Raw genomic sequence first — 16374 nt, 5'->3', positions numbered from 1 at the left:
GCGCGCTTGCCTGCAGCTCTGCCATGACGCTCGATGATCAGCGTCACTACCGACTTGGCGTCCTGTTCGGGGCAATTTCCGCCCTGGCCTGGTCATCATCCGGCCTGTTTATCCGCCACATCACCACCGACCTGATGACCATGCTGTTCTGGCGTGGTCTGTTTTCAGGCACGTGCGTGTTTCTGTTCTTCATCTATCTGGAGCGCGGTCGGGTGCCGGGCATCCTGCGCCGCATGGGCTGGCCGAGCCTGCTGGCGACAGTCTTTTCGGCAGCCAGCATGATCTCCGGCATCGGTTCGATGTATTACACGTCGATTGCCGATGCGATGGTGATCTATGCGACGGTGCCGTTTGTCACCGCAGCAATTGCCTTTGTTTTCATCGGAGAGCGACCCGGTCGTTCGACGCTGATCGCCAGCGGTGTGGCCATGGTCGGCGTACTGGTGATGCTCACCGACGGCCACGGAGACGGTCTTGGCGGTGGCAGTGGAAGCGGACTGTTCGGCAAACTGCTGGCGGTCGTGATGACGCTTTCTGTTGGTGCGATGGCCACTGTCATGCGCAAGCATCGCGATGTTCCGATGCTGCCAGCGATGGCTGGATCGGCCTGGCTTTGCTCCTTCGTCACGTTCTGGTTTGCCGCGCCGCTGGCAGTCTCCGCGCCGGACCTGCAGCTGATCGTGATCTTTGCCATTGTACAAAACGCGATGGGCCTGATTTTATATACCGCCTCGACGCGGCGACTGCCGGCGGCGGATGCCAGCCTCCTGACGGCGCTCGAAGTGCCGCTGACGCCACTGTGGGTCTGGCTCGTGCTCAACGAGGTACCGTCTCAGGCAACGCTGATCGGCGGTCCGATCGTGCTGGCGGCGCTGTTTGGCCATATCCTCTACGAAGTTCGACGCAACCGGGCCGTACCGGTGGTGCCGGCGCCCTGACATCAAGGGCGGCTCGCGGCCTGAAACTGAATATCCTCCCCTTTGTTGAGGTGGTTCTCGTATTTCTGATGCGCAAATTTCGGCGTGGCGGATGTGTTGCAGATTTGCACATCTATAAAATTCGGCGAGCCAGCATGTGGAACAAACTCCAGCTCCAGATGTTCTAGCGTCCATGGTAATCAAACGGAAAGGATGAAGCCATGAAGACGAAGATGCTTGCTCTTGGAGCTATCGTACTTGGCTCTATTGTGTCGCCTGTGCTCGCTCAGGAAGGCACTATGACCGGCGCTGCCGGTGGCGCCGTCACCGGTGCGATCGTCGGCGGCCCGGTCGGTGCAGCCGTTGGTGGCGTGGTCGGCGCGATCGCCGGGACCGCTATCGATCCGCCGCCGCCGACCGTCGTCACCTATGTTCGCCAGCAGCCGGTTCCGGTTGAGCCCGTTGTCGTCGAGCAGAGGATCGCTGTTGGTCAGCCATTGCCTCAGCAGGTCGTGCTGACGCCGATCCCGGAAGATCCGACCTACGCCTATGCTTACGTCAACAACCAGCGTGTGATCGTTGACCCCGAGACCTATGTGGTCGTCGGCGTGGTGCAGTAAGTCAGCACCGAACACAAAGTTCCCGCCCACGTTTAGATCTCTAGCCGAGGCTTGTCGCGCATCTGGCGGGACGAGCCTCGCTTTCCAAGGAGGAAAACCCATGCAGGACCAACGTCCAAACGTCACCCCGCCACACGTCACGCAGACCCCGCCAAACATCACCCAGAATGCTGGCATGAGCGGAACCGCAGTCGCCATTGCGGCGCTTCTTGTCGTCGTCATCGCGGCCGGTGCTTTCATGCTGTTCGGCGGTTCCGCAGCCGAACGCGAGACCACGACGATGCCAGCGACGGAAAGCTCGGCGCCGGCAGCTACGCCGCCCGCGACAACGCCGCCGCCGGCTGCCAGCACCGAGGCCCCGACCCCTCCGGCGGCTACTGATGCGGCTCCGGCTGCACCTGCCGAGCCGGCTCCGGCCCCTGTGGTGCCAGACCCGGCAACGCCGGCCCCGAGCGGTGGTGCAACGGCTCCGACCACGCCGTAAGCTGAAAACAGACGAGCCGGCCGCAATGGCCGGCTCGTTTTATCGCGTTCTTGGTTTTGCCCTGCCGATCGACCAGAATTCAGGATCGATCAGGCAGTGTGGCTGATGACGAAAGGATCGTATCCGGAGTTGGTCGCTGTCTAAACGACCTTCGCCGGTTTGCCCCATTCGGCAATTGCGATGCCGCCGAGCACCAGCGCCAGGGCGATGATGTGGAAGAGTTCGAGCGTTTCGCCGAGCAGGCTGATCGACAGGAGCGTGCCGAACACCGGGACGAGATTGATGAACAGACCGGCGCGGTTGGCGCCTATGCCTTCGACGCCCTTGATGTAGAGAATCTGCGAGATCAGCGACGGAAAGACAGCGCAGTACAGAATGATCAGCCAACCACGGGTGTCGGGCAGGATCATCTCGCCATTGCCGGCTTCCCAATAGAGCAGCGGCAGGCAGGTGAGGGCGGCGGCAAGGGCTGGCCCTGCCATCAGGCTCTTCCAGTGCACGGCCGGCTTCCAGCGCAGTGCGATCGTGTAGACGGCATAGCTCAGGCCGGCAAACAGCATGATCAGGTCGCCGTAATTCAATGACAGCGTCAGTAGGGTTTGCAGGTTGCCGTGCGAGGCAGTCAGGGCCGCGCCGATAAAACTGATGAGGAAGCCGAGGATCTGCACCTTGGAAACCGGGATGCGGAAGATCAGGAAATTGATGACGAAGATCAGCACCGGGATGGCGCCCTGCTCGATCGCGCCGTTGACGGCGCTGGTGTATTTCAGAGCGGTATAGAGAAAGCCGTTGAAAGCAGCGTAACCGACTGCGCCATAGGCCACGAGCAGCATCCAGTTGGCCTTGAGGACCGGCCAGTCCTTGCGGATTTGCGGCACGGAGATCGAGATGATCAGGCCTGCGGCCAGAGCCCAGCGTCCGAAGCTCAGCACCATCGGGCTGACATGGCCGAGCGCGAGCTTGCCTGCTACCGTATTGCCACCCCATAGCAGGGTGGTGATGACCAGATATACATAACAGCGAATGGACAGAGGCATCATAATTCCCGGCACAACCACGCCTTGACGAAGCTGCCTGCTCGGCAGTTGCAGCGCGAATGGTGTCGGAAATAGGGGAGGGCTGCCTCTTTGTCACGCAAAAAGCCAAATCACGCGTCAATACGGGTCGATTTCCGAAAAACAACACAGTATAGATGCGCGGGTTTGGGTAGAGCGCAGCGTTGCGCGATAGACAGGATTACGAAATGACGAATGTCGTGGTGATTGGTTCGCAGTGGGGTGACGAGGGCAAGGGCAAGATCGTTGACTGGCTCTCGGAGCGCGCCGATATCGTCGTGCGCTTCCAGGGCGGACACAATGCCGGCCATACGCTCGTCATCGACGGCGTCTCCTACAAGCTGTCGCTTCTGCCGTCGGGCGTCGTGCGTCCGGGCAAGAAGGCGGTGATCGGCAATGGCGTGGTCGTCGATCCGCATGCGCTGATCGCGGAAATCGGCCGCCTGAAGGAGCAGGGCGTCGAAGTGACGCCGGACAATCTGCGAATCGCCGAGAATGCAACCCTGATCCTGTCGCTGCATCGCGAACTGGACGGCATGCGCGAAGATGCTGCCTCCAACAGCGGCACCAAGATCGGCACCACCCGTCGCGGTATCGGTCCGGCCTATGAAGACAAGGTCGGTCGTCGTGCCATCCGCGTGATGGATCTCGCCGATCTGGACGCACTGGAAGGCAAGGTCGAGCGCATTTTGACCCACCACAATGCTTTGCGTCGCGGCTTCAGCGTGGCCGAAGTCGAGCACAAGACGATTATGGAAGAGCTGACCTCGATCGCCGATCGCGTCTTGCCTTTCATGGATTCGGTCTGGGTTCTGCTCGACAAGGAGCGCCGCAAGGGGTCGCGCATCCTGTTCGAAGGTGCCCAGGGTTCGCTGCTCGACATCGACCACGGCACGTATCCGTTCGTTACTTCGTCGAACACGGTTGCCGGTCAGGCTGCTGCCGGTTCGGGCATGGGCCCAGGTTCGCTCGGCTATATCCTCGGCATCACCAAGGCTTACACGACCCGCGTTGGCGAAGGGCCGTTCCCGACCGAGTTGCATGACGAGATTGGCCAGTTCCTCGGCGAGAAAGGCCATGAATTCGGCACGGTCACGGGCCGCAAGCGCCGTTGCGGCTGGTTTGATGCTGCGCTGGTGCGACAGTCGGTCGCCACCAATGGAATCACCGGCATCGCGCTGACGAAACTCGATGTGCTCGACGGGCTGGAAGAGCTGAAAATCTGCGTTGGCTACAAGCTGGACGGTCAGGAAATCGACTATCTGCCGGCAGCCCAGGCAGCGCAAGCTCGTGTCGAGCCGATCTACATCACCCTTGAAGGCTGGAAGGAATCGACCGTCGGCGCCCGCAAATGGGCGGATCTACCGGCTCAGGCGATCAAATACGTTCGCCAGGTCGAGGAGCTGATCGGTGCGCCGGTGGCTTTGCTGTCGACGAGCCCAGAACGCGACGACACCATACTTGTGACAGACCCTTTCGAGGATTAATAAGATTCTGTTAGTGTTTTGCTGGTCCACCCCGGATCGGCGATCAAGAGAAAGTGCTGATGGCTGACTTTATCGCAGTGATTCGACGGGCCGTTGACGGCCTGTCGAACAATACTCCGGAGATGCGCGCGAAGGTCTATGAGAAGGCCCGCGCAGCCGTGGTCCGGCAGCTCGAGAACATGTCGCCGCGTCCTCCGGAGCAAATGCTGCAACGCCAGCTCTCCAAGCTGGATGCCGCGATTCTTGAGGTGGAAGCGGAGCATGCCGAGGCCTTGCCTGCGGCCGATGAGGCTTTGCCCGATCCGGTCCTGGACACTGCCATCGCGGCCGAACATCCTGCGTGGAGCCAGGACGAACCGGAAGCCGAGGCTTCTGTGGAAACCGATGCCGCAGCCGGGTATCACGAGCCGGACGCTGTTGCGGACGACGCGACGGAGGCAGAGCCGACGGCGCCGTCCGCCAGTGGCGATGACTGGGCCGATGCGCATATGGCGGATGAGCGGCCTTTGGAGCCGGTTGAGACGCCGGTGGTCGAGGTCGCCGACGCTGATGAAGCGGAGCCGTATTCTGCGCCGCAAGTCTGGGAAGAGCCGGCTTACGCCGCCGCCGAAGAGCCGCATGCCGAGATCGTCGAGGCGCCGGACTATTATGCCCCGGCTGTTGACGACGAGCCGTTTGCCTCCGAGCCGGAGCAGGAACCGGTCCCAGAGCCGGTCTTAGAACCGGCCCAGGAGCCCGAGCACCACTACGAGACGCCTGTTGCCGGAGAGTCCGACGCACCCGAAGTTGTCGTGGACGAACCGCGCGCATGGCGTTCGACCGACGAGTCCGCGTCGCTGATCTGGGATGAGGAAAGCCACGAGACGCCTGCCGTGGCTGCTGCGACATATGAGAATGACGACGTGGCGCGCGCGCCTGTGGTCGATGCTGTCGATGACTGGCTTGCCGATCGCAATCCCGCATTGAGCCAGCCGGTCATTCCGCCAGCCAGCTGGGATCTTGCAGATGCCGGTGTGGAACGCCCGGCATTTGATCCGCATGAACTGCCCGAAGTCGCGGCAGAGCCTTCGGCGATTTCGTTTGCCCCGGCCAGCGGCTTTCCGGCCTACGATCCGGAAAGAACCGAAACCACTGCAGTGGCCAGCGATCCGCACGACATCCTGCTTGGCGACGCTGCTTATGCTTCCGAGTCTGTCCCTGCCCATCCGGCAAAGGCTGAGAGCGAAGATTTCAGCCAGTGGTTCAACGACACGGCAGGCGACCTGAGCAAGGTTCCGCCGACATCTGTCGAAGCGGCTGCCGTCCTGCCTGCAGCCGGTGAGTGGGACGACCAGCTGTCGACTTTCTCGACGCATGCCGAAGGCGAAGCGGTTGAACCTTCGGGCGAACCGGATGCCTATGGCGCCTACCGGCTCGAGCCGAAGAAGCCGCGCAATTTCGCGCCGCTGATCTTCGGTGTTCTGGGTGCGGTGCTTGTGGTTGGTGGCGGCTTTGCGGCCTGGACCTATCGCGACGAGATGGGGGCGATGGTCTCCAGCCTGACAGGCTCTTCCGCATCGACCACGGATACTGCTGCCACAACGCCCGTTGTCAGCGATCCCGCGACGACGCCTGCTGCCACCACCGAGCAGCCGGCGACAACAACGCCACCGCCTGCTGCCACGACCGAAGACGGTGCGGCCGTTGGTCAGAAATTCACCCAGAGGCTGCTTGCCGACGGCACCGAGACCGATGCCGGCGCAGGTGCTACCGTTGCCGCCGATGCTCCGGCCGAAGGTCGGTCGGTCTCTGCGCAGACTCTCGCTTCGACGGTAGAGCCGGGTGATGCTCCGCCATCGACCGCGCCTGCGCCGACGCAGAACCCGCCGGCAGTCGGCAGTCCGGCTACAGCCGTGTCGGGTGACAAGGCTTTCCTCTACGAGGAGAAGCTGGGTCAGACGTCACCGGTTGCCGTGCCCGGAACCATTTCCTGGTCGGCTGTGCGCGAAACCGGCGAAGACGGAAAGCCCAATCCGCAGATCCAGGGCCGTATCAATGTGCCGGAACGCGGCATGTCGGCACTGGTGACGATCAAGCGCAACGCCGACAGTTCGTTGCCGGCAAGCCATATCATCGAGGTTGTGTTCTCGGTGCCGCCGGATTTCGAAGGCGGTGCAATCGAGAACCTGCAGCGCATCGCGATGAAGCGGACCGAGCAGGATCGCGGCGATCCGCTGGTCGCGGTTTCGGCCAAGGTCACGGACGACACCTATCTGGTGGCGCTGAACGATTTCGAGGATGTGGTGAAGCGCAATCTCGACCTGCTCGCGACCCGCGGCTGGATCGACATTCCGGTCATCTACCGCAATGGACGACGGGCGCTGCTGACCCTCGACAAGGGCACGGATGGCGCTGCGGTGTTTACCCAGGTGATGAAGGAATGGGCGGCGCTCGCTGCCCCCGCCGGGAACTAAACGACCTGTCATTCAGGCAAAATAAAACCGGGTGTGGCGACACACCCGGTTTTTTGTTGCGGATTTTTGGCCTCAGGCTTCGACGACGCGCAGGGCCTTGGCACGTTCCAGAGCATCCTTCTGAACGGCTTCCTGGACCTTTTCAAAGGCACGGACCTCAATCTGGCGGACGCGTTCGCGGCTGATGTCGAATTCCGACGACAGTTCTTCCAGCGTGACCGGATCTTCAGCCAGGCGGCGGGCCTCGAAGATGCGGCGTTCCCGCTCGTTGAGAACGCTCATGGCGCGCGCCAGCATGCGGCGGCGGGTGTCGAGTTCGTCCTGTTCGATCAGGACGGCTTCCTGGCTTTCGTGGTCGTCGACGAGCCAATCCTGCCACTGGCCGCTTTCGCCTTCGCTCGCCCGCAAGGGTGCGTTCAGCGATGCGTCGCCCGACAGGCGGCGGTTCATCGAGATGACTTCTTCCTCGGAGACCTTGAGCTTGGTGGCGATTTCCGTCACCTGGTCCGGCTTCAGGTCGCCTTCCTCGATCGCCTGGATCTTGCCCTTGAGGCGACGCAGGTTGAAGAACAGACGCTTCTGGTTGGCGGTCGTGCCCATCTTGACCAGCGACCACGAGCGCAGGATGTATTCCTGGATCGAGGCCTTGATCCACCACATGGCGTAAGTGGCAAGGCGGAAGCCGCGTTCCGGGTCGAATTTCTTCACGGCCTGCATCAGGCCGACATTGCCTTCCGACACGACTTCGCCGATCGGCAGGCCATAGCCACGATAGCCCATGGCGATCTTCGCCACGAGGCGAAGATGGCTGGTCACCATACGATGTGCGGCGTCGCGGTCGCCATGCTCAGCGTAACGTTTCGCGAGCATGTACTCTTCCTGCGGTTCCAGCATCGGGAACTTGCGGATTTCATCCAGATAACGGTTCAGACCGGCTTCGCCGGCTGTAATACTGGGCAAACTACTACGGGCCATAAAGCACCCCCTTCTTGCGCTGGGCTCCCATAACGGCGAACCCCATCTCCGTGGATCTGTCTCTTCCCCACAGAAATCCAGCTAACAAATAAGTATGGCAAAACCGCGTTTCAAGCGTCTTGTTCCATCACGAGAACGTGACGCGGTCGCTCATGTTTTCAGGCAGCAAAATGTCAGTCCGGATAGCGGAACAGGTCCTCGTCGGCATCTTTTTTTCCGCCTATCCGGTTGGCCAGCATCTCGGCGGCGATCGTCGAGAAGGTTATGCCATTGCCACCGAAACCCATGACGGCATGGACGTGCTCGGTGCCGGGCAGGCGATCGATGATCGGCAGGCCGGTCGTGGTCGTGCCGAAGGGAGCACACCAGCCATAGGCGGGTTTACCGATGTCGATGCCGACCATGTCGCGCAGTTTTTCCGTGATGCGGGCAAATTTCTGCTTTGCCTTTACCGGATCCTGATGGGCGAGAGGATCGATTTCATCTTCTCCGCCGGCGATGATCCGACCGTCCGGGGTCGAGCGGAAGTAGAGGTACGGATCTGAGCCTTCCCAGACGAGAAAGTCCTTCAGCCATCCGGGGCGGGGTGTATTGGGTTGCGAGGCGATGGCCCAGGTCGAGATGACCTTGTGGGATTTGCTCTCCAACTGGGTCAGATATTCGTAGCCAGTACAGGCAATCAGGTCGGTCGTGGTCAGCAATTCGCCTTCGCTGGTTGCCACAACCACGCCGTCGCGTGTTTCCTTGTAGTCGGTGATCGTCAGCGGCGAGACGATCTCCACACCGCGACTGACGGCGACCTGCAACAGGCCAGCCGTCAACTGTGCCGGATTGGCGGATGCCGAACAGTTGGAGACGATGGCGGCCGTGCGTTCGATGCCGAAGCGCTCGGCCAGTGCCGCGCCATTCAGATACTCGGCATCGAGGCCGATGTCGTTGCGCATCTCGGCTTCGTGCTTCACAGCGCGCAGGCCATAGGTGTCGCCTGACACATAGAGGGTCTTGCGTGCCTCGAAGCTGCAGTCCAGCTGCAATTCGTCGACCAGAGCGGACAGGCGGGCCACCGATGCCGCGGAGCGCTGCCAAGCACGGGCGGCTTTCTTGTCACCGATCATCTGCGACAGTTCACTCAAGGGCGTGTCGATTTCGTGCTGGATCATCGCCGTGCTTGCCATTGTGCTGCCCCGGACGGGATCGCGCCGATCGACAATCAGGATGCGCAGCTTGCGCCGCGAAAGCGCCTCGGCCATCAAGGCGCCGCTGATGCCGGCCCCGATGATGATCGCATCATAGTCTTTGCTGCTGACCTTGCCGGCAGTGGTGACGGATATGTTCGGCGTGGCGCTCCAGAACGGTCGGGCGCTGCGTAAATCGCGCGATCTGTTGATCGTCTTGCCACGGTCACTCATGCGGGGTCCCCTTGTCGAGGCAGCATAAGGGCTGCCTCTGTTCCTCCCGACAACGCGTTCGTGGCAAGGGTGTTTCGTCAGCATTGCGAAAATTCTGGCGACATGCCGGATTTCAACACCATGCTGTCTCCGCCAGTGGGCTTTCCTGTTGCCAGAGCGGTGTCAGTAGCGTTGTGCTAGATCACAATTATCGTCGAATCCCGGAGGTCCCGTGTGACATTGTCTTCCTATGCGCAGGGGCTGCTTGCGGTGACGATTGCGACCGTTGCGCTGAGCACGGCGGGCCTGATGACGCGTCTTGTTGCGATCGATGGGCCGACACTTCTGTTCCTGCGCGGCGCGATCGCCAGCGTCTTCCTGCTCGTCTGTGTTCTGGTAACTGCCAGGGGCCGTGTGTTTAACGATTTTGCCCGGCTTGGCTGGTCGGGCCTGATGATCTGCGCGACGTCGGCCGCTTGCGCCATGCTGTTCATCGGCGCGCTCTACACGACATCGGTGGCGCATGTCGCGATCATCTTTGCCACGTGCCCGTTCGTCTCGGCCGGCCTCGCCTTCGTCATTCTGGGCGAGCGCCCGAGCCGGTCGGCACTTGTCGCCAGTGGCGTGGCTCTGGCTGGTGTCGTGCTGATGATCGGCAGTGGCGAGGAGGGGGCGCTGGAAGGCGATGCGCTGGCTTTCGCCATGACGTTCATGGTGGCGTTGTGGACCGTGCTGGTCCGGCGTCATCCCGACAAGCCGGCATTGCCGAGCACCATTGTCTCCTGTCTGATGAGCGCGGCGGTGGCGCTGCCATTGGCCAGCCCGCTTGCCGTGTCGTCGCATGACCTGCTGGTCGTGCTGGTCTTCGGGGTGTTTGCCTTTTCGCTCGGCTTCCTGCTGCTCACCATCGGTTCGCGTTATCTGCCGCCGGTAGAATCGGCGCTGATCGGAGCGCTGGATGCGCCGCTTGCACCTTTTTGGGTCTGGCTGTTCGTCGGCGATACGCTGGCCGATACGACGCTTGTCGGTGGCGCGATCGTGCTGGCGGCGGTATGCATTCACATACTGTCGGCCAGGTGGACTGCGGCAGGCTCCGTCGTGACCGCCGATACCTGATCGGCGCTGCGACGGGAAACCGGTTGCGATCACCCGCCAATGACGAGACGGTGCCGCCGACAGTTATTCCCTGTCGCGTCGGCGATCACATAGCCTGCATGGCGTCGATCACGGTTTGCAGGTCGTCGGGAATAGGGGCCTCGAAATGCATGGTCTCGCCGGTGCTTGGGTGTTCGAAGGCGAGCAGATAGGCATGCAGAGCCTGGCGGTGGAAGCCGTTGACGATCGCCTTGGCGGCGTCGGGCAGCAGGTTGACCTTGGTCTTGAAGGCCATGCCGTAATCCTGGTCACCGATCAGCGGATGGCCGATATGGGCCATATGCACGCGGATCTGGTGGGTGCGTCCGGTTTCGAGCCGGCATTCGACCAGTGAGGCGAGGCAGGTCGCGTCCGGCTTCTCACCATACCGCTCGATCACCGTATAGTGGGTGATCGCCTCGCGCGCATCGTCGGTGTCTTCCTTCTTCACCGTGCGTTTGGTGCGGTCGCCAGCCCGGCCAAGGGGCGCGTCGATCGTGCCGGTCAGCGTGCGTGGGCGACCCCAGACGATCGCCCTATAGGCGCGCTCGAGCGGGCCGGTCCGGCCATGGTCGGCAAACTGGTCGGCCAGATGGCGGTGGGCGAGGTCGTTCTTGGCGACGACCATGACGCCGGACGTGTCCTTGTCGAGACGATGGACGATGCCGGGACGCTTGACGCCGCCGATGCCCGACAGGCTGTCGCCGCAATGATAGATCAGCGCGTTGACCAGCGTGCCGGTCCAGTTGCCGGCGCCGGGATGCACGACGAGGCCGGGCGGCTTGGCGATGACGATCAGGTCGGCGTCTTCATACAGCACGTCGAGCGGGATGTTCTCGCCCTTGGGTTCCGGATCTTCGGGTTCGGGCAGTTCGATCGTCAGGGTGTCGCCGGGCTTGATCTTGCGCTTCGGCTCGGTCACGGCCTGGCCATTGATCTTGATCGCGCCCTGCTCGATCAGTGCCTTTACCCGGTTGCGGGAAAACTCACCCTCCAACTGTGCTGTCAGCCACGCATCGAGCCTGCCTTCGGCGTCTTCGCCGGCAATCAGCTCTTTCATTGGCGCGGCTGCTTCGTTAAAGGGGTCGTTCATAATGTCATCCCGTGTGAGAACACCCGGCGGTGCGGCAGGTGTCTGGTGCCATTTGGCACAGGTTTTCACCTTCCACAATCGACAGCCACAGCGCTTGGCTGATTTTCCCTGAATGGTTCGCATCAGGGAAGGTGCCTGTTTGACTGCGAACCGCACTGTTAGCCTCAAGGAAAAAGACTGCTGCCATGTCTCATGTCGATCACGAAAACCAGGACGAAAAGCCACTGGATCCGGTCATGGATGGCGTCAGGCGCAAGATGATCAAGCTACAACTGATCTCCGGCGGTATCATGGCGGTGATGTTCATGGCCGTGCTGGTGGCGATCGCCTACAAGCTGACCCGCAGTGACGGAAAGCAGCCGGTTGCCGCGCAGACGACCCCGTTCCTGGTGCCGTCCGACCAGCCATTGGTGCTGACCGCAAACCTGCCTGCCGGTTTCAAGGTGATGTCGACCTCGCTGTCTGGCAACCAGATCCTGATTTACGGCGAAACCGCTTCTGCGGAACGCAAGGCACTGGTTCTCGACCTTTCTGTCGGGCGCGTCATTGCCGAAATCACGCTTGCCGGAAACTGAGCTTTGATGCCCGCACCCCATCTGATCGAGATCACCGATCCGGCCGATCCGCGGATTGCCGAATTCTCGTCGATCAGGGAGCGGGATCTGACCGGCCGCCACGGCCGGTTCATTGCCGAAGGCACCGTTGTGCTGTCGATGCTGGCGAAAGCGCATCAGGCGGGCCATGGTGTGCGGGCTGAAAAGATCCTGCTGCTGAAAAACCGGGTGGAGGGCGTTTCCGCTCTTTTGGCCAAGTTTGCCGCCGATGTTCCGGTCTATGTCGCGGAGGGGAGTGTCCTCGACGCGATTGCCGGATTCCACCTGCACCGTGGCGTTCTGGCGGTCGGCCGCCGCCATGAGCCGCCTGAGCTTGCAGCACACGTGGAGGCGCTGCCGGAGCATGCGCTGGTGCTTGTCGGCTGTGGCATCTCCAACCACGACAATATCGGCTCGCTGTTTCGCAACGCTGCGGGCTTTACCGCCGATGCCGTGCTGCTGGACGAGACCTGCTGCGATCCGCTCTATCGCAAGGCGCTGCGCGTTTCTGTCGGTTCGGTGCTGACGACGCCCTATAGCCGGCAGGGTTCGGCGGAGACCTTGCTTGGCACGCTTGCCGACGCCGGGTTCGAGATCTGGGCCTTGTCACCGGCGGGGACCGTCGAGATCGGCGATATCCGGCCGGGTCAGAGGGTGGCGCTGGTCATGGGCACTGAAGGCGAGGGCCTGCCGGCGTCTATCCTCGCCCGCTTCCAGTCAGCCCGCATTGCGCAGGCGCCGGGCCTCGACAGCCTGAATGTCGGTACCGCGAGCGGGATTGCACTCTACCACCTTTCCCGAGCGATGGGCAGGCTTTGCTGAGTGTCTGAACGTCACTCAGCCGGGGAAGGCTGGCTCGTCTGGCTGCGGGAAAGCTTCGGGTCCATGGCAATGACCCGGTCGACGAGGCTTTTCTGCACGCCAGGCTTCTGCGCCTGAGCCAGCAGGTCGGAGATCGGCGAAGCCGCCCCCTCTGTCGCCGCGGTCAGGACGATCATCTTGGCGGCAATGTCGCTCAATTCCTCGCGCAAGGCATTGTCGTCGGTTGTCGCCTTGGCACGCAGCAGCCGGTCGGTCAGGGCGGCCTGGCGGGCGCGGATCTCTTCGGCAAGGCGCTCGGGATCGACCGGTGCAACTGCTGGCAGGGCGTCGTCTTCGGTCATGTCGAGATCCTTGAAGTCGGGGATCGGAAGATCGGCCTGCTTCAGGGCGCGAAATGCGGTACGAAGCTGAGCGTTTGCCGTCTTCAGTTTGATTTTAAATTCGGCAGCTTCGCGCGTGCGGCGTTCCAGCGACGTTTCGAGATCGGCGCGATCGGCCATCTTGCGAGACAGGTGATCGTCGAGCCGGAGTGCCTTGTGCTCCTCCTGGGTGAGGCGGATTTCGGCATCCCTTGCACGCTTTACCAGCAGCTTGTTCTCGCGGCGCAGTTCTTCGCGCTCGTCGCGCATCGATTGGACGCGGGTCTTGAGCACGTCGATCTCGGTGTCGCGGCTGATGGCCTCGATACGCATGCTGTCGACGTCGGACATGATGCGACCGATACGGCGTGCCAGATCCTCAAGCTCAAGGTCTTTCGCCGCGCTGGCGATTTCGGCGCGCTTCAAGGTTTCCCTGACCGTCGAAGCGTCCACCTCCGAGCGGCGCAGCCGGGAGCGCAGGTCGGCCGCCTCCGTGCTCATCTCGTTGATCTGGCCCTTGTGTTCCTGATTGTCGGCAACCAGACGGCTTGCCTCGCTGGCAAGCGTCTCGTTCGACAAGGTCAGTGACAGGGACTTTTCCCGCTCGCGGGTGAGTTCATGCATGGTGCGGGCATTTTCGGCGGCGTAGAGGGCTCGAACCATGTCCTTCTGGGCGCGGATCTCCTGCGGGCTGAGCGGCATGGTCGCCTTCAGCCTGTTCTCCGTGTAGAGAACGACGCGTTGATGGATCGCGGGTGCAAGCAGCATCACCAGAAGCGCTGCTGCCATAAATCCCAATCCGAAAAGCAGGGCATATTCAATCACGGTGGCGCGCCATTTCAGCGTTCAGGCATATGTTAGAAGATATTTAACCACGGCCATCCGCCCTCGACAAGCCTCGGAGGCTCGCGTCAGGATCAGATTGCGTCGTTATGGCTAACGACATCAAAGTGAGCTTGTGCGAGCCTGAGTATGGAAATGTCCGAGGTCAGAAAGGGTTCCAGGTCGGGGCGCGGGTCAGCTTCAGATAGCCGACATTGATGCCCAGTCGGGCGCCGATGCCCGTGCGGATCGGGACGAGGACAACGTCACGGCTCTTCAGGACCGTCATGCCGACGCCGGCGACGACGTAGGCCGAACCACTGACACCGCCGTAGCGGGCATAGAGCGTGTCGACCGATGGCAGGTCGTAGACCAGCATCATCGTGCGCGTTCCGTTGCCGCCGTAATCGATGCCGAGCGAGGGGCCTTGCCAGAAGACCTCGTGCTGGCCGACATTCTTGGTGTAGAGCATGCCCTCGCCATAGGTGAGGCCGGCGATCAGTGCGCCGGACCCTTCCTGGCCGAGGATGTAGCCATTCGGCAGGCCGTGTGTTTCGAAGGCCTGTTCGATGACCTTGGCAAGGGCGCCGCTGGTTTCACCGAAGAAGCCGTGGCCGGCATCGACCACTTCCTGGATTGAATATTCGCCTGCGGCTTCGGCTGGACGCATGGTCGTGACAAAGCCCGCGATGGCCATGGCGGCGGCGATCATGAGACGCGCGGCCGAAAGATGACGGGTTGGCAAAAGACGCATGGGGCCTCCTAGATGCGAAGCCGATGGATTCGGCCTCTCCGATGGGGGTAATCGAACTTACCGAGGATCGTCTTAATAATCGGTTTACCAAATATGGTGTCATTATGACCATATGGTATCCGACCGGTTCGCAACCCGTGCCAGACACGACTGCGCTCTGTATCGTCGGTTCAAATCTTCTGGAGAGACCGATGGCGAAAAATATCAACCTCACCCTCGCAGGCCCCGATCTGGCGGCGCTGCTGTGCAGCCGTGTGTGCCACGACGTGATTTCGCCGGTCGGTGCGATCAACAACGGCCTGGAACTGCTCGACGAGGGGGGCGCGGATGCCGATGCGATGGACCTGATCCGGACCAGCGCACTGAATGCATCGGTCCGGTTGAAGTTTGCCCGGCTTGCCTTTGGCGCTTCCGGTTCCGTCGGCGCCTCGATCGATACGGGTGAAGCGGAAAAGGCGGCGAAGGATTTCGCGCTCGCCGAAAAGAAGACTGAAGTCACCTGGAGCGGACCGCGCGCGATCATCGCGAAGAACCGCGTCAAGCTTCTGATGAACCTGTTCCTGGTCGCCTACGGTGCGATTCCGCGCGGCGGTTCGCTCGATATCTCGCTGGAGAACCCGGAAACGGATGCCAAGTTCAAGATTGTCGCCAAAGGCCGCATGCTGCGCGTGCCGCCGAAATTCGCCGAGATTTTGACCGGCGCGCTGGAAGAGGCGGTCGATGCCCATACGATCCAGCCTTACTACACCATCCTTTTGGCCGACGAATGCGGCATGGAGCTGAAATTCATCCCGAGCGAGGGCGAGATTGCCTTTACAGCCGAGGTCATCTGACATCGTCCCGTTTCGAGACGAAGTTGTATTCCCATCGGTAACATTTCCTTAGTTGAACTCGGATAGGCTTATCGGGATTAATCGTTGTCTCCTGGCGGAGACAGAGGAGTTTACCATGCAGCGTTTGATGATCGCAGATGGCTCCGACATTGTGCGCAAGGTCGGCAAGAAGATCCTGTCTGAGCTCGGTTTCGATATATCCGAAGCCGGATCCGGCCGCGAGGCATTGGCTCGTTGCGAGCGCGAACTGCCGCATATCATCATCGTCGATGCCGGCATGGACGATGCTCTCGACCTGATCACCAATCTGCGCGCCCTGCCTGACGGCAAGGCAGTCAAGATCTACTACTGCGTCGTCGAGGCAGACCTGAAGACGATGATGGCGGGCAAGCGCGCAGGCGCCAACGAGTTCCTGCTGAAGCCGTTCGATCGCAAGATCCTGACGGATACGTTCGGCGGCAAGGCGATCGCTGCCTGAAGGCACTGATCCATGATTTCAAGGAGAAGGGCGGGCCATTGGCGCCGCCCTTTTTGCATGATTTTTTCAGCGCCTATTCCCGCGGGCAACCGTCGACCCATTTCTGG

Annotated in this window: 16 protein-coding genes; 10 read left to right on the top strand and 6 right to left on the bottom strand. The window is 61.6% G+C overall.

Annotated features, from left to right (window positions below):
* Nucleotides 1-23: 23 nt before the first annotated feature.
* The 3 genes from GVK95_RS14415 to GVK95_RS14405 all read left to right on the top strand — a co-directional run bounded on the left by GVK95_RS14415 (nt 24) and on the right by GVK95_RS14405 (nt 2021).
* On the top strand, nt 24-938 hold the full coding sequence (locus GVK95_RS14415; RefSeq protein WP_159950774.1) for a DMT family transporter: 915 nt from the start codon (nt 24-26) through the stop codon (nt 936-938).
* A 212-nt stretch (nt 939-1150) separates the two neighbouring features.
* Complete coding sequence (locus GVK95_RS14410) at nt 1151-1537, top strand: DUF1236 domain-containing protein (protein ID WP_244618778.1); 387 nt, start codon at nt 1151-1153, stop codon at nt 1535-1537.
* A gap of 100 nt (nt 1538-1637) precedes the next feature.
* The gene (locus GVK95_RS14405; RefSeq protein ID WP_159950770.1) at nt 1638-2021 is read left to right on the top strand and encodes a hypothetical protein; all 384 of its coding nucleotides are present in this window, start codon (nt 1638-1640) and stop codon (nt 2019-2021) included.
* Between the two features lie 140 nt (nt 2022-2161).
* On the opposite strand, the gene GVK95_RS14400 is transcribed toward GVK95_RS14405, so the two are convergent.
* Nucleotides 2162-3058: a DMT family transporter gene (locus tag GVK95_RS14400; protein WP_159950768.1), complete on the bottom strand. Its 897-nt coding sequence runs from the start codon at nt 3056-3058 to the stop codon at nt 2162-2164.
* A gap of 206 nt (nt 3059-3264) precedes the next feature.
* Between GVK95_RS14400 and GVK95_RS14395 the strand changes: the two genes are divergently transcribed.
* Complete coding sequence (locus GVK95_RS14395; protein ID WP_159950766.1) at nt 3265-4563, top strand: adenylosuccinate synthase; 1299 nt, start codon at nt 3265-3267, stop codon at nt 4561-4563.
* Between the two features lie 59 nt (nt 4564-4622).
* A complete protein-coding gene (locus tag GVK95_RS14390) occupies nt 4623-7016 on the top strand; it encodes a hypothetical protein (protein ID WP_159950764.1) in 2394 nt (797 codons plus the stop codon).
* 72 nt (nt 7017-7088) lie between these two features.
* Here the strand turns inward: GVK95_RS14390 and rpoH are convergent, their stop codons facing one another.
* On the bottom strand, nt 7089-7991 hold the full coding sequence (gene rpoH / locus GVK95_RS14385; protein WP_159950762.1) for an RNA polymerase sigma factor RpoH: 903 nt from the start codon (nt 7989-7991) through the stop codon (nt 7089-7091).
* A 173-nt stretch (nt 7992-8164) separates the two neighbouring features.
* Complete coding sequence (locus tag GVK95_RS14380) at nt 8165-9400, bottom strand: FAD-binding oxidoreductase (RefSeq protein WP_159950760.1); 1236 nt, start codon at nt 9398-9400, stop codon at nt 8165-8167.
* Between the two features lie 213 nt (nt 9401-9613).
* On the opposite strand from GVK95_RS14380, the gene GVK95_RS14375 reads away from it, so the two are divergent.
* Nucleotides 9614-10495 carry a DMT family transporter gene (locus GVK95_RS14375; RefSeq protein WP_159950758.1) on the top strand — a complete coding sequence of 294 codons (882 nt, stop codon included), beginning with the start codon at nt 9614-9616 and terminating at the stop codon, nt 10493-10495.
* 85 nt (nt 10496-10580) lie between these two features.
* Here GVK95_RS14375 and GVK95_RS14370 read toward each other — a convergent pair whose 3' ends face one another.
* Complete coding sequence (locus tag GVK95_RS14370; RefSeq protein ID WP_159950756.1) at nt 10581-11606, bottom strand: RluA family pseudouridine synthase; 1026 nt, start codon at nt 11604-11606, stop codon at nt 10581-10583.
* Between the two features lie 185 nt (nt 11607-11791).
* Here GVK95_RS14370 and GVK95_RS14365 point away from each other — a divergent pair, with 185 nt between their 5' ends.
* On the top strand, nt 11792-12181 hold the full coding sequence (locus GVK95_RS14365; protein WP_159950754.1) for a hypothetical protein: 390 nt from the start codon (nt 11792-11794) through the stop codon (nt 12179-12181).
* A 6-nt stretch (nt 12182-12187) separates the two neighbouring features.
* Nucleotides 12188-13021 carry an RNA methyltransferase gene (locus tag GVK95_RS14360; RefSeq protein WP_159950752.1) on the top strand — a complete coding sequence of 278 codons (834 nt, stop codon included), beginning with the start codon at nt 12188-12190 and terminating at the stop codon, nt 13019-13021.
* 11 nt (nt 13022-13032) lie between these two features.
* Here GVK95_RS14360 and GVK95_RS14355 read toward each other — a convergent pair whose 3' ends face one another.
* Nucleotides 13033-14169: a hypothetical protein gene (locus GVK95_RS14355; RefSeq protein WP_159950750.1), complete on the bottom strand. Its 1137-nt coding sequence runs from the start codon at nt 14167-14169 to the stop codon at nt 13033-13035.
* A gap of 199 nt (nt 14170-14368) precedes the next feature.
* Nucleotides 14369-14956, bottom strand: a complete 588-nt coding sequence (locus GVK95_RS14350) for an EipA family protein (RefSeq protein ID WP_159950748.1) — start codon at nt 14954-14956, stop codon at nt 14369-14371.
* Nucleotides 14957-15147: 191 nt separating this feature from the next.
* On the opposite strand from GVK95_RS14350, the gene GVK95_RS14345 reads away from it, so the two are divergent.
* Both GVK95_RS14345 and GVK95_RS14340 read left to right on the top strand, forming a co-directional pair.
* On the top strand, nt 15148-15789 hold the full coding sequence (locus GVK95_RS14345) for a histidine phosphotransferase family protein (RefSeq protein ID WP_159950746.1): 642 nt from the start codon (nt 15148-15150) through the stop codon (nt 15787-15789).
* Between the two features lie 115 nt (nt 15790-15904).
* The gene (locus GVK95_RS14340) at nt 15905-16267 is read left to right on the top strand and encodes a response regulator (RefSeq protein WP_007606369.1); all 363 of its coding nucleotides are present in this window, start codon (nt 15905-15907) and stop codon (nt 16265-16267) included.
* Nucleotides 16268-16374 lie beyond the last annotated feature (107 nt).

The organism is Rhizobium sp. 18065 (genome assembly GCF_902706095.1).
GTDB lineage: Bacteria > Pseudomonadota > Alphaproteobacteria > Rhizobiales > Rhizobiaceae > Allorhizobium.
This window is presented reverse-complemented; position numbering and strand designations above follow the sequence as displayed.

Excerpts from the sequence above, each read along its gene's own strand:
- GVK95_RS14390 (WP_159950764.1), top strand. The coding sequence starts at position 4,623 with ATGGCTGACTTTATCGCAGTGATTCGACGGGCCGTTGACGGCCTGTCG.
- GVK95_RS14380 (WP_159950760.1), bottom strand. The coding sequence starts at position 9,400 with ATGAGTGACCGTGGCAAGACGATCAACAGATCGCGCGATTTACGCAGC.
- GVK95_RS14415 (WP_159950774.1), top strand. The coding sequence starts at position 24 with ATGACGCTCGATGATCAGCGTCACTACCGACTTGGCGTCCTGTTCGGG.
- GVK95_RS14345 (WP_159950746.1), top strand. The coding sequence starts at position 15,148 with ATGGCGAAAAATATCAACCTCACCCTCGCAGGCCCCGATCTGGCGGCG.
- GVK95_RS14360 (WP_159950752.1), top strand. The coding sequence starts at position 12,188 with ATGCCCGCACCCCATCTGATCGAGATCACCGATCCGGCCGATCCGCGG.
- GVK95_RS14405 (WP_159950770.1), top strand. The coding sequence starts at position 1,638 with ATGCAGGACCAACGTCCAAACGTCACCCCGCCACACGTCACGCAGACC.
- GVK95_RS14395 (WP_159950766.1), top strand. The coding sequence starts at position 3,265 with ATGACGAATGTCGTGGTGATTGGTTCGCAGTGGGGTGACGAGGGCAAG.
- GVK95_RS14370 (WP_159950756.1), bottom strand. The coding sequence starts at position 11,606 with ATGAACGACCCCTTTAACGAAGCAGCCGCGCCAATGAAAGAGCTGATT.
- GVK95_RS14350 (WP_159950748.1), bottom strand. The coding sequence starts at position 14,956 with ATGCGTCTTTTGCCAACCCGTCATCTTTCGGCCGCGCGTCTCATGATC.
- GVK95_RS14410 (WP_244618778.1), top strand. The coding sequence starts at position 1,151 with ATGCTTGCTCTTGGAGCTATCGTACTTGGCTCTATTGTGTCGCCTGTG.
- GVK95_RS14400 (WP_159950768.1), bottom strand. The coding sequence starts at position 3,058 with ATGCCTCTGTCCATTCGCTGTTATGTATATCTGGTCATCACCACCCTG.
- GVK95_RS14340 (WP_007606369.1), top strand. The coding sequence starts at position 15,905 with ATGCAGCGTTTGATGATCGCAGATGGCTCCGACATTGTGCGCAAGGTC.
- GVK95_RS14365 (WP_159950754.1), top strand. The coding sequence starts at position 11,792 with ATGTCTCATGTCGATCACGAAAACCAGGACGAAAAGCCACTGGATCCG.
- rpoH (WP_159950762.1), bottom strand. The coding sequence starts at position 7,991 with ATGGCCCGTAGTAGTTTGCCCAGTATTACAGCCGGCGAAGCCGGTCTG.
- GVK95_RS14355 (WP_159950750.1), bottom strand. The coding sequence starts at position 14,169 with ATGGCAGCAGCGCTTCTGGTGATGCTGCTTGCACCCGCGATCCATCAA.